Consider the following 11720-nt stretch of genomic DNA (forward strand, 5'->3'; position numbering starts at 1 on the left):
ACGAACGCCGCTCGGCGCCGCGGTGGCCTGCGTCCCTCAGCCGGCGGCGTCCGCCCCCGCGTCGCGGTAAGGGTCCCAGCCGAGCGGTCCGACCGGCTCGCCGTCGTACAGCACCGGAGCACCGTCCACCGCGGGCACCACGGATCCGATCCGGCGGAATCCCGGCGGCAGCACCCCGGCGGGGAACGTCGCGAGCAGCGCGTGGTCCTCCCCGGCTGCCAGCGCCCGGCGCGGGTGCTCGCCCAGGGCGGCCTGCTCGAGCGCGATCGTGACGTGCGAGGCCTCCGCCATGCGTCCGGCGTCCAGGGCGAGGCCGTCCGACACGTCCATCATGGCCGTGGCGCCGGCGACGGCCGCCACCGGCCCGAGTCCGATCGGCGGCACGGGGCGCAGCTGGGCGGCGATCGCGTCGGCCTCACCCTCGCCGAGCACGGCCGGGTCGACGGGAACGGCCGCGCCGCTGGGATGGAAACGACTGAACAGCACGGACAGCCCGTGCGCGGCGTGCCCCATCTCGCCGGCGATCGCGACGTCGTCGCCGATCCGCGCCCCGGCGCGTGTCACGGCGGCACGGCCCTCCAGGTCGCCGAGGGCCGTGACCGCGATCATGAGCGTCGCCGAAACGGTCAGGTCGCCGCCGACGACCGCACAGCCCGGCGCCAGGGCGGCGCACGCGTCGCGGAACCCGTCGGCCAGCGAGGCGACGAACGACAGCCGGCGGTCCTTCGGCACCGCGAGGGCGAAGAGGAGCGCCGTCGGCCGGGCGCCCATCGCCGCGATGTCGGCGAGGTTGACCGCCGCGGCCTTCCAGCCCAGGTCGTAGCCGCTCGACCACGCGGCTCGGAAGTCCGGTCCCTCGACCAGCGTGTCGGTGGTCGCGACGACCGATCCTGACGGCGCCGCGACCACCGCGGCGTCGTCGCCCGGGCCGAGCAGCGCGTCCCGGCCCGCGGGAGTGCGCGCGAGGATGGTCCGCAGCACGCGGCCCTCGCTCACCTCGCCGATCGTCGGATCGTTGGATCCGGATCCCTGCGCGGTCGCCTCGGATCCCGGAGCTGAAAGGTCCACCATGGTCTCAACGGTAGCCTGGAGGGATGCCCCGTCGTCTCGCCGTCGTCTCCACCCTCGTGCTCGCGGCGGGACTGCTGGCGGGCTGCAGCTCCACGGTGCATCTGGATGCCGCGGACGACGCGAACGACCCGAAGTGCGCCGACGTCACCGTGCGCCTGAAGAACGTGCCGTCGATCGACGGGCACGACCGCCGCTGGACCGATGCGCAGGCCACCGCGGCCTGGGGCGACCCCTCGGTGGTGCTGCTCACCTGCGGTCTGCCCGAGGCCGAGCCGACCAGCCGGCTGCAGTGCATCTCGCTGCAGGGCATCGACTGGCTCGTCGACGACACGAAGAGCCCGTACCTGACGCTCACCACGTACGGGCGCAAGCCCGCCGTGCAGCTGTTCATCAACAGCAAGCCCGACGAGCCGAACAAGGGCGTGAGCGCCAACGACGTCATCGGCAACAAGAGCCTCGCCGCGGCGATCGCCACGATCCCGGCGACGCACGCGTGCACCGAGCGCCCCGGCGCGGATCCGACTCCGTCGCCGACCCCGGCGGGCTGATCAGACGCCGGTCGCCGTCGCTCGATCCGCGGACGCCCGCTCGGGTTCGCGAGGCGCCTCATGCCGCGGCCGCTGCAGGGCGATCTCGGCGATCGCGGGCACCAGGATCAGCGAGCCGAGCTGGAGGACGAGCGACGCGCCGCGGGGGTCGGTGACGTCCGTGAAGAACGCCGCACCGATCGGCACCGCGATGAGGAGCAGCAATGACGGGATGCCGGCCAGGAGCCGCACCCACCGCCGGCTGCGGCCGGAGAACAGGAATCCGGCGCCGACGAACGCGCCGAGCAGCGGGATCGTCGACGGGTCCGCCGCCATCATGAACGGGGTCAGCGCGAGCAGGACCGCGCCGCGGTGCTCGCCTGCCGCACGGCGGGCGAACGCCCAGCCGAACAGCGCACCCATCGCGGTGCCCGGGACCAGGATGAAGCCGAAGGTGGCGAACCAGTGGAAGGCGGAGGCGTCACCGGCGAGCTGCGCCATCATCCCTCGCATCGACGTCGCCCAGGCGAGACCTGCGACGGCACCGGCCGCGATCGCCGCCGTCGCGTGCGGTGCCCTGTTCATGTCCGCGTCCTCTCCACTCGCCGAGTGCTGCCGTCATTCGGGACGGTTCCCCGACGAGCCGTCCATCCGGAAGGGGGTCGTGACGCCCGCGTAGGCGACGTGGGCGATCAGTCCGTCCACGGCGTGCGGCAGGTTGTGGCAGTGGTCGGCCCAGATCCCGGGGTTGTCGGCGAGGAAGGCGATCTCGTACGACTCGCCGGGCTGGACGCCGATCGAGTCCGCCCACCACGGCGCGCCCGTGGCGGAGCGTCCGTTCCGGGACAGCACCACGACATGGTGCCCGTGCAGGTGCATGGGATGCACCTCCGAGCTGTCGTTGCGGATCCGCATCCGCACGACGTCCCCCTGAGCAACGTCGAAGACGGGCACGTCCGGGTACATCCGCCCGTTGATCGTCCAGAACCATCCGGGCCGCCCGTCGATGAAGCCCACGGTCCGGCCGATGACGTAGTCGAAGGTGCGGTTGGCGCGCTGCGGATCGAAGCCGAGCGGCGCCGGTCGCCCGTATCCGAGGAGGTCCAGGGCCTCCGCGGGTTGCGGCGCGGGGTCGGGGATGGACGACGGATCCCCCGCGATGACGCTGCGGGCGCCGCCGGTGTGCAGGCGCACTGCGCCGGTGTCCGGCACCGTCAGCGCGACGTCGGCGCGCCCGCCTGCCGGCACCACGAGCATGCGCCCCGTCACCTCGCCCGGCTGGTGGACATCCCGACCGTCGACTGCGAGCACGCGGAACGGTGCGGCCGACCACACCGACGCGGAGCCGTTGTCGGTGTTGATGACGCGCACCCGCACCGCCGTGGCGGGCTGCGCATCCACCCGCAGATCCGCCGCCGCACCGTTGAGCGTGGACTGTCCTTCGTAGAGGTGCAGCAGCGCCACAGCCTCGGTCGTCGGCGCGGGCGCCACCTCCGGGTCGATCACCACGGCGCCGAGCAGACCGCCCGCGACCTGTTCGTGGGACACCTGATGCGAGTGATACCAGAACGTGCCCGCGTGGTCCGCGAGGAAGCGGTAGGTGAAGCTCTCGCCCAGCCGGACCGCGTTCTGCGTGACCCCGGCCACGCCGTCGGCCGCGCACGGCACCTCCATCCCGTGCCAGTGCAGCGTCGCACCGTCGGGCACCGACTCGTTCACGAACTCCACCTCGACCAGCTGACCGGGCCGAGCGTGGACGACCGGCCCCGGCGAGACGCCGTTCACGGTGTACCCCTGCACCGCTCTGCCGCCGGAGATCGGGACGCGCCCCCGGCGCACCGCGAACCGCGCCCGCACGTCGGCGGGACGGCTCGGATCCGCGGTGAGCGAAGCGACGCTCACCGCAGATCCCCCTCCGTGGTCCATCCCGGGCATGCCCCCATGCCCAGGCGGGCGCATCACGGAGTGCTCGCCCAGCAGCGTTCGGCTCCACAACGCCGTCCCCGCGCCGGCCACCGCCACCGACGCCGCCCCGATCACGACGCCGCGCAGGACGCTACGCCTGGATGGCATCCGAGCGCTCGGTTCCGGCCGTGGTGCCCACCGCGGACGGCGCCATGGCCTGCGTCGTCGTCGCGGACGGCGAGACGCGGCGGGCCCGCAGCGCGGCCGTGATCGCGACGAGCAGGATCGCCAGGGCGTTCACCCCGTGCACGATACCCAGATACGGCATGTCGAACATCGTGAACGCGACCGTGATCTGCAGCGCGATGAGGGCGACGACGAGCAGCGCCCACAGTTTGGCCGACTTCCCGCGCACGAAGAACGACGAGATCAGCAGCAGCAGCGCGAGCACGGGCAGCACCATCATGCCGTTGGCGGCGTGCGTCGCGAAGCCCGCGTCGCCGATGACCGACACGCTGCCCGCCTGCGACGCCTCGACGAAGGCGCTGTCCACCGATCCCCCGTGGTCGATGTAATTGTCCAGGCCGACGTGGGCGAAGGCGAGCGAACCCGCCTGCACGAACACGCCGGCCGCGACCAGCCAAGCCAGAACCACATATACCCAGCGCATGATTTCCGCTCCTTCCGCGGACGTCCCTGCGACCGTTGTACCAATTGCGACGGGCGCGGGTCGGCCTGTTTCCATCGCGGAAACGGACCCCGGGACAGTGCGTCTCAGTGTCTCCGCGGCTGGGCCGCGCGTGTGATCGTCTCGGTGAAATCGGCGAAGAGGGCGATCATCGCGAGCAGCTCGGGGCGGAGATCGGCCGTGCGGTGATGCAGGTAGTACCAGCACGGCGGTACGCCCTCGAGCTCCACGCGTTTCAGCGCGGGAGGCAGCGCGGCGGACAGGGCAGCCGGAATCACCGTGATGCCGTGCCCGGCGAGGAGCTGTCCGGCGACGTCCGACGTCCTCGACGCCGTGAGGGCCACTAGCGCGGCCCCCTCACGCGGCCGGACATCCGCAAGGACGAACGGATCCATGTAGCTCCGGGGCAGGTCCGGCGAGTACAGCAGTCGCTGCCGGGCGAACTCGGCGACCGGCACGCTGCGGCGATAGGTGTAGGGGTGTCCTGTCGGCACCAGGCCGACGCGCCGCAGTTCGCCCAGCCGCGTCGAGGTCACGCCCTCCGCCTCCGACGCGCCGAAAGAGAGCACCGCGTCCACCACACCGTCGAGCAGATCGGCCGTGAGCCGGTCGAACACCGTGGGCACGAGCGCCACCCCCACGCCGGGGTAGGCATGAGAAAGGGAGAGCTCCAGCGTCGCGAGCGCTGCAGGCATGAGCGGCGCCACTGCCTCGACTCCCGCCGGGATCGCGACCGCCAGCCGTTCGGTCGGTTCTGCGAGTGCCGCCAGCCGCGCCGCCTGCGCCGCTTCGAGCACCCGCGGCGCGACCTGGACGAACCGTCGTCCCGCCGCGGTGAGTCCGATCACTCCCCCGGAATCGCGCTCGATCAGGGGAACCCCGAGCTCCACCTCGAGCCGCTGCACCCGTTTGGTGACGGCGGAGATCGACACCCCGAGCTCCGCCGCGGCGTGGCCGTAGTGCCGATGTCGAACGACCGCGAGGAACGCGATCAGCGCCACGACGTCCACCGCTTCCTCCTTCATCCCGGGGAGTCAGACTCAGGATGGCGCCGTCCGGCCGGGGGCGCAAGGAGCGGGGCGGGATCGCTACCCGCGGCGCAGACCGGCCTCGATGAGCTCGGTGATGAGGTCGCGGTAGCTCAGCCCCGAGGCGATCCAGCACTTCGGGAACATCGAGATCGGCGTGAACCCGGGCATCGTGTTCAGCTCGTTGACGACGAGCGAGCCGTCGCCCGTGAGGAACATGTCCACGCGTGCCAGCCCCCGCCCGTCGACCGCCTCGAAGGCCCGGATCCCCGTGTCCTGGATCGCGGAGACCTCCGCGTCCGACAGGTCCGCGGGGCACACCACGTCCACCCCGTCGCCACCGAGGTACTTGCCCTCGAAGTCGTAGAAGCCGCGCGAGGTCAGCACGATCTCGCCGGGTACCGAGGCGCGCGGCGCGTCGGCGCCCTCGAGGATCGCCACCTCGATCTCGCGACCGACGACGCCGGTCTCGACGAGCACCTTGTCGTCCTCGGCGAGGGCGATCCGCATCGCCTCGTCGAACTCCGCCGGATCCGCGACCTTCGACACGCCGACGCTCGATCCCGCACGAGCGGGCTTGACGAACAGCGGAAGCCCGAGCTCGGCGACCGCCGCGCGCACCTCCTCGGGATCCTGCGCCCACTGCCGCGCGCGCACCGTGATCCACGGCGCCACGGCGATGCCGGCCGCCTGCAGGGCGACCTTCATGAAGTGCTTGTCCATGCACAGCGCGGAGTCCAGCACGCCGCCGCCGGCGTAGGGCACCTCGAGCGTGTCGAAGTACCCCTGCAGGGTGCCGTCCTCGCCGTGCGGACCGTGCAGCAGCGGCAGCACCACGTCGATCGCGCCCAGGTCGTCCACCGCGCCGTCGGCGCGGGTCACCCGCAGGGTGCGGACGCCACCGGGCTCGGGCCACTGGATGCGGGTGCCGTTGTCCACCACCTCGGGAAGGTGTGCGGCGTCGAGCGGGAACTTGTCGGGGTCGTCGTCCTCGAGGACGAACGCCCCTTCGCGGGTGATGCCGACGGGGATGACGTCGTAGCGCTCCCGGTCAAGGGCGCGCAGCACCCCTCCCGCCGTGGCGGAGCTGATCGAATGCTCGCTGGAGCGCCCGCCGAAGAGCACCACCACCGTCTGCTTGTCCATTGCCCGTCCCTTCCCCCTGAGGGGTGTCGTCGTCGGTGGTCAGATGGGGGGCGATGTCGCGCGGATCCATGGCGCCGTCCAGCACCATCTTCACCTGCTCGACGATCGGCATCTCCACGCCGGCGGCGCGGGCCAGCTGCAGGACCGGCGCGACGGAGGCGAGTCCCTCGGCCGTCTGCTGCATCTGCTTGACCACGTCCTGGAAGCTGTATCCCTGGCCGAGCAGACGCCCGGCGGTGTTGTTGCGGCTGAGCGGCGACTGGCACGTCGCGATCAGGTCGCCGAGACCCGCGAGCCCCTGCAGGGTCCCGGGCTGCGCGCCGTTCGCCACGGCGAAGTCGGTCATCTCGACCAGGCCGCGCGTGATGATCGACGCCTTGGTGTTCTCGCCGTAGCCGACCCCGTCGACGATGCCGATGGCGACGGCGATGAGGTTCTTCAGCACGCCGCCGAACTCCGTGCCGATCACGTCGGTGTTCACGAAGCTGCGGAAGTAGCGGTTGCGCGCGGTGCGCGCAACCATGTCGGCCGTCTCCTGGCTGTTTGACGCGATGACGGCGGCGGTCGGCTGCTCGCGCGCGATCTCGAGGGCCAGGTTGGGGCCGCTGGCGACCGCGATCCGGTCGGGATCGCAGCGGAGCTCCTGCTCGATCACCTGACTCATCCGCAGGCCCGTGCTCTTCTCGACGCCCTTCATGAGGCTGACCACGGGGATGTCCGAGTCCTGCAGCAGCGGACGCAGGGCCTTGAGGTTCTCGCGCAGGGTCTGACTCGGAACCGACAGGTACACCTGCTCGGCGCCGCGGACGGCCTCGGCCAGGTGGTGCGTGGCGGTCATGTTGCGCGGCAGGTTGATGCCGGAGAGGTACTGGGAGTTGCGCTTGGCCTCGGCGATCTCGTGGGCGAGCTCCTGCCGGCGCGCCCACATGGTCACCTGGGCGCCGCCGTCGGCGAGGATCTTGCCGAACGTCGTGCCCCAGCTCCCCGCACCGATCACCGTGACACGCGGACCGAGCGGGACCGACGCGGTGCGCGGATGCACGTTCCTAGGAGTCAAGGCGGCCCGTCTCCTTCTGGCCGTGCTCGGCCGGGTTCCAGCGCTCGGCCGGAGCCTTCTCACCGCGGACCTCCTCGAGGAGCGCGGTCATCGCCGCCATGAGGCGGTCCGTCGCCTCCACCATCGCCGAGTGGGAGCCCTTCCGCGCCTTCAGATCGGACAGGTCCACCGGATCCCCGATGAGCACCTGGACCTTCTTGCGCGGCGGCCACAGGCTGAGGCCCTTCTGGTACCGGCCCATGATCTCCTGCGTGCCCCAGTGCACCATCGGGATGAGCGGGATGTCGCCGGCCAGCGCGAGCCGCACCGCGCCGGACTTGCCGCGCATCGGCCACAGGTCGGGGTCGCGCGTGAGGGTGCCCTCGGGGTAGACGATGACGCCGCGACCGTGCTCGACCAGCTCCTTGGACTGGGCGAGCGTCTGCTTCGCCGCGGCGAGCGAGGCGGCTCGTGCGACCGGGATCATGCCCGTGCGACGCAGCGCCCAGCCCAGCACGGGGACGCGGAAGAGGCTCTCCTTCGCCATGAAGCGGGGTGCGCGACCCTGCTTCCACACGGCGACGGCCACGATCAGCGGATCGAACTCGGAGTAGTGGTTCGGCGCGAGTACGAACGCTCCGTCGCGCGGCAGCGTGCGCGACCCGACGAACCGGATCCTCGCGGTGTACGACACGAACGGGACGACGAACACCGCCAGCAGCCAGAACAGGCTCGGGCGGGTCTTCTCGGCCGACGCGCGCACGGCGCTCAGCCGATCACGTCGAAATCGGCACCGAGCGCGGTGAGCTTGTCGAGGAACTTCTCGTACCCGCGGCTCAGGATGTCGACACCGGAGACCCGCGACTCGCCGGTCGCCGTGAGGGCCGCGATCACGTGGCTGTAGCCGCCGCGCAGGTCGGGCACCACGATGTCGGCGCCGTGCAGCGGCGTCGGTCCGGTGATCACGGCGGCCTGCTCCAGGTCGCGGCGGGGGACGCGACGAGGGCCGTCCTGCAGCCCGTGCGGGTGCACCACGATGTCGGCGCCCATCTTCACGAGCGCCTGCGTGAAGCCCATCCGGTTCTCGTACACGGTCTCGTGCACGACGGAACGGCCGTGCGCCTGGGTGAGGGCGACCACGAGCGGCTGCTGCCAGTCGGTCATGAACCCGGGGTGCACGTCGGTCTCGACGATCACGGGCTTGAGCTCGCCGTCGCGACGGAACAGGATCCCGTCCTCGTGCACGTCGAACCAGCCGCCGGCCTTGCGGAACACGTTGAGGAAGGTCAGCATCTCCTGCTGCTTCGCGCCCCCGACGAAGATCTCGCCGTCGGTCGCGAGGGCCGCGCACGCCCAGGAGGCGGCCTCGTTGCGGTCGAAGATCGACCGGTGGTCGTAGCCGCGCAGCGTCGGCACGCCCTCGATGAGGATGACGCGGTTCGGCTCGTAGGAGATGATCGCGCCCATCTTCTGCAGCACGGCGATGAGATCCATGATCTCCGGCTCGATGGCCGCGTTGCGCAGCTCGGTCGTGCCGTTCGCACGCACCGCCGTGAGCAGCACCTGCTCGGTCGCGCCGACGCTCGGGTACGGCAGGTGGATGTTGGCGCCCTTCAGGCCGTTCGGCGCCGAGAGGCGGATGCCACTGGGCAGCTTCTCGACGATCGCGCCGAACTTGCGCAGAGCGTCCAGGTGGAAGTCGATGGGGCGGTCGCCGATGCGGCAGCCGCCGAGGTCGGGGATGAAGGCCTGGCCGAGCCGGTGCAGCAGCGGCCCGCAGAACAGGATCGGGATCCGCGATGCGCCGGCGTGGGCGTCGATCTCCTCGAAGTGCGCGGACTCCACGTCGCTCGGGTCGAACACCAGGGCACCGGGCTCGTCGCCCTCGGTGACCCGCACGCCGTGCACCTCGAGCAGGGAGCGCACCACGGCGACGTCGGAGAGGTCCGGGACGTCGCGCAGGGTGCTCGCGGTCTCACCGAGGAGGGTGGCGACCATCGCCTTGGTGGCGAGGTTCTTCGCCCCCTTGACGTCCACCCGGCCGTGCAGTGGACGTCCGCCGCGGATTGCCAGGACATCGCCCGAAGGCTTCGGAGCGAGCGTGGTGTCGTGCAGCGGTGTCGTCATTCAGGGCCTCTTCTTGTGGAACGGGCGCGGCCGGAGCCGTCGGGCGGGAGCCCTCGGCCCACGGCCGCGTCCGATTCAGCGAACAGGAAGCGTACGTGGCCGCCACGACTCGCGGCGGGCCTCGAACTGCGCGATCTTGTCTTCGTTGCGCAGGGTGAGCCCGATGTCGTCGAGCCCTTCGAGGAGCCGCCATCTAGTGTAATCGTCGATCCCGATGGAGGTCTGGAAGTCGCCGATCGTGGCGGTGCGGGCCTTGAGGTCGACCGTGATCTGCCGGCCGGGCTCCTCGTCGATCAGGGCCCAGATCCGCTCGATGTCGCCCTCGTCGACCGTCGCGGCGAGCAGTCCCTGCTTGCCCGAGTTGCCGCGGAAGATGTCGGCGAAACGAGGGCTGAGGACGACCTTGAACCCGAAGTCGCGCAGCGCCCAGACCGCGTGCTCGCGGCTGGATCCGGTGCCGAAATCGGGCCCCGCCACGAGCACCGACGCGCCCTGGAACGCCGGCTGGTTGAGGACGAACTCCGGGTCCTGCCGCCAGGCGTGGAACAGCGCGTCGTCGAACCCGGTCTTGGTGACCCGCTTCAGGAACACCGCGGGGATGATCTGATCCGTATCGACGTTGGAGCGCTTCAGGGCCGCCGCGACGCCGGTGTGGGTGGTGAACTTCTCCATGATCAGGCCTCCGATCCGGCCACGACGGGCGCGTCGACGTCTTCCGCGACCTCGAGGTCGCTCGGGCTGGACAGGGTGCCGCGCACGGCGGTCGCCGCGGCGACGAGCGGCGAGACGAGGTGGGTGCGACCGCCCTTGCCCTGCCGGCCCTCGAAGTTGCGGTTCGAGGTCGAGGCGCACCGCTCCCCCGGCGCGAGCTGGTCGGGGTTCATGCCCAGGCACATCGAGCAGCCGGCGAAGCGCCACTCCGCGCCGAAGTCGGTGAAGACCTTGTCCAGGCCCTCTGCCTCGGCCTCCAGGCGCACCCGCGCAGAGCCGGGGACCACCATGACGCGCACGCCGTCGGCCTTCTTCTTGCCCTTGATGACCGACGCGAACGCACGCAGATCCTCGATCCGGCTGTTGGTGCAGGATCCCATGAAGACCGCGTCGACCTTCACCTCCTTGAGGGGCGTTCCCGGCTTCAGGTCCATGTACTCCAGAGCCCGCTCGGCGGCGCTGCGCTCGTTGGGGTCGGCGATGTCGGCCGGATCCGGCACAGCGGACGACAGCGAGCTGCCCTGGCCCGGATTGGTGCCCCAGGTGACGAACGGCTCGAGCTCGTCGGCGTCGATGAACACCTCGGCGTCGAACACCGCGCCCTCGTCGGTGGGGAGGGTCTTCCAGTAGGCGACCGCGTCCTCCCAGTCCTGGCCCTGCGGCGCGTGCGGCTTGCCCTGCACGTACGCGAACGTGGTCTCGTCAGGGGCGACCATGCCCGCGCGGGCGCCCGCCTCGATCGACATGTTGCAGATCGTCATGCGGCCCTCCATGGAGAGGGCGCGGATCGCGCTGCCGCGGTACTCGAGCACGTAGCCCTGACCGCCGCCGGTGCCGATCTTGGCGATCACCGCGAGGATGATGTCCTTCGCCGTCACGCCGGGCTTCAGCGTGCCCTCGACGTTGATGGCCATGGTCTTGAACGGCTTCAGCGGCAGCGTCTGGGTGGCCATGACGTGCTCGACCTCGCTCGTGCCGATGCCGAAGGCCATCGCGCCGAACGCGCCGTGGGTGGAGGTGTGCGAATCGCCGCAGACCACCGTGATGCCGGGCATCGTCAGACCCAGCTGAGGACCGACGACGTGCACGATGCCCTGCTCGGCATCGCCCAGCGAGTGCAGCCGCACGCCGAACTCCTCCGCGTTGCGGCGCAGCGTCTCGATCTGGGTGCGGCTGGTGAGGTCGGCGATCGGCTTGTCGATCGCCAGCGTCGGAGTGTTGTGGTCCTCCGTGGCGATGGTCAGGTCGAGCCGGCGCAGCGGTCGTCCCTCGGCACGCAGGCCGTCGAACGCCTGCGGGCTGGTGACCTCGTGCACGAGGTGCAGGTCGATGTAGATGAGATCGGGCTCGCCGTTCTCGCCCTTCACCACGAGGTGGTCGTCCCAGACCTTCTCGGCCAGGGTGCGGGGTCGGGATGCGTCGTTCATGTGCTTCTCCAGAGGGTCAAGGGTGCGGCCCACGCGAGACACCGCGGCGAGAGA

12 protein-coding genes are annotated in these 11720 nt (G+C 71.1%); 1 reads left to right on the plus strand and 11 read right to left on the minus strand.

The window, feature by feature from the left end; genetic code table 11:
• Window positions 1-36: 36 nt before the first annotated feature.
• Window positions 37-1071, minus strand: a complete 1035-nt coding sequence (thiL, locus tag AERO9AM_RS09945) for a thiamine-phosphate kinase (protein WP_159575990.1) — start codon at window positions 1069-1071, stop codon at window positions 37-39.
• A gap of 23 nt (window positions 1072-1094) precedes the next feature.
• Here thiL and AERO9AM_RS09950 point away from each other — a divergent pair, with 23 nt between their 5' ends.
• Window positions 1095-1619 (plus strand): DUF3515 domain-containing protein, encoded by a 525-nt coding sequence (locus tag AERO9AM_RS09950; protein WP_159575991.1) that lies wholly within the window; start codon window positions 1095-1097, stop codon window positions 1617-1619.
• On the opposite strand, the gene AERO9AM_RS09955 is transcribed toward AERO9AM_RS09950, so the two are convergent.
• The 10 genes from AERO9AM_RS09955 to leuC all read right to left on the minus strand — a co-directional run bounded on the left by AERO9AM_RS09955 (window position 1620) and on the right by leuC (window position 11666).
• Window positions 1620-2183 (minus strand): hypothetical protein, encoded by a 564-nt coding sequence (locus tag AERO9AM_RS09955; RefSeq protein WP_159575992.1) that lies wholly within the window; start codon window positions 2181-2183, stop codon window positions 1620-1622.
• 33 nt (window positions 2184-2216) lie between these two features.
• On the minus strand, window positions 2217-3500 hold the full coding sequence (locus AERO9AM_RS09960) for a multicopper oxidase family protein (protein WP_236602567.1): 1284 nt from the start codon (window positions 3498-3500) through the stop codon (window positions 2217-2219).
• A gap of 154 nt (window positions 3501-3654) precedes the next feature.
• Window positions 3655-4173: a hypothetical protein gene (locus AERO9AM_RS09965; protein ID WP_159575994.1), complete on the minus strand. Its 519-nt coding sequence runs from the start codon at window positions 4171-4173 to the stop codon at window positions 3655-3657.
• Between the two features lie 104 nt (window positions 4174-4277).
• Entirely contained in the window at window positions 4278-5216 is a 939-nt protein-coding gene (locus AERO9AM_RS09970; RefSeq protein WP_159575995.1) for a LysR family transcriptional regulator, read from the minus strand.
• Window positions 5217-5279: 63 nt separating this feature from the next.
• Entirely contained in the window at window positions 5280-6365 is a 1086-nt protein-coding gene (locus AERO9AM_RS09975) for a D-alanine--D-alanine ligase family protein (protein ID WP_159575996.1), read from the minus strand.
• Window positions 6271-7407, minus strand: a complete 1137-nt coding sequence (locus AERO9AM_RS09980) for an NAD(P)H-dependent glycerol-3-phosphate dehydrogenase (RefSeq protein ID WP_159575997.1) — start codon at window positions 7405-7407, stop codon at window positions 6271-6273. Before AERO9AM_RS09980 ends, AERO9AM_RS09975 begins: the two co-directional genes overlap by 95 nt.
• A 4-nt stretch (window positions 7408-7411) precedes the next feature.
• The gene (locus tag AERO9AM_RS09985; protein ID WP_159577480.1) at window positions 7412-8173 is read right to left on the minus strand and encodes a lysophospholipid acyltransferase family protein; all 762 of its coding nucleotides are present in this window, start codon (window positions 8171-8173) and stop codon (window positions 7412-7414) included.
• Window positions 8170-9528: a UDP-N-acetylglucosamine 1-carboxyvinyltransferase gene (gene murA, locus AERO9AM_RS09990; RefSeq protein WP_159575998.1), complete on the minus strand. Its 1359-nt coding sequence runs from the start codon at window positions 9526-9528 to the stop codon at window positions 8170-8172. The genes AERO9AM_RS09985 and murA overlap by 4 nt, the downstream gene beginning before the upstream one ends.
• Window positions 9529-9603: 75 nt before the next feature.
• Entirely contained in the window at window positions 9604-10200 is a 597-nt protein-coding gene (gene leuD / locus AERO9AM_RS09995; RefSeq protein ID WP_159575999.1) for a 3-isopropylmalate dehydratase small subunit, read from the minus strand.
• A gap of 2 nt (window positions 10201-10202) precedes the next feature.
• Window positions 10203-11666 (minus strand): 3-isopropylmalate dehydratase large subunit, encoded by a 1464-nt coding sequence (gene leuC / locus AERO9AM_RS10000; RefSeq protein ID WP_159576000.1) that lies wholly within the window; start codon window positions 11664-11666, stop codon window positions 10203-10205.
• Window positions 11667-11720: the final 54 nt, after the last annotated feature.

The sequence above is a fragment of the Microbacterium sp. 8M genome (assembly GCF_902506375.1).
In the GTDB taxonomy this organism is placed as follows: Bacteria; Actinomycetota; Actinomycetes; order Actinomycetales; family Microbacteriaceae; genus Microbacterium.

Coding starts and splice junctions, on each gene's coding strand:
- thiL (WP_159575990.1), bottom strand. CDS start 1,071: ATGGTGGACCTTTCAGCTCCGGGATCCGAGGCGACCGCGCAGGGATCC.
- AERO9AM_RS09950 (WP_159575991.1), top strand. CDS start 1,095: ATGCCCCGTCGTCTCGCCGTCGTCTCCACCCTCGTGCTCGCGGCGGGA.
- AERO9AM_RS09955 (WP_159575992.1), bottom strand. CDS start 2,183: ATGAACAGGGCACCGCACGCGACGGCGGCGATCGCGGCCGGTGCCGTC.
- AERO9AM_RS09965 (WP_159575994.1), bottom strand. CDS start 4,173: ATGCGCTGGGTATATGTGGTTCTGGCTTGGCTGGTCGCGGCCGGCGTG.
- AERO9AM_RS09970 (WP_159575995.1), bottom strand. CDS start 5,216: ATGAAGGAGGAAGCGGTGGACGTCGTGGCGCTGATCGCGTTCCTCGCG.
- AERO9AM_RS09975 (WP_159575996.1), bottom strand. CDS start 6,365: ATGGACAAGCAGACGGTGGTGGTGCTCTTCGGCGGGCGCTCCAGCGAG.
- murA (WP_159575998.1), bottom strand. CDS start 9,528: ATGACGACACCGCTGCACGACACCACGCTCGCTCCGAAGCCTTCGGGC.
- leuD (WP_159575999.1), bottom strand. CDS start 10,200: ATGGAGAAGTTCACCACCCACACCGGCGTCGCGGCGGCCCTGAAGCGC.
- leuC (WP_159576000.1), bottom strand. CDS start 11,666: ATGAACGACGCATCCCGACCCCGCACCCTGGCCGAGAAGGTCTGGGAC.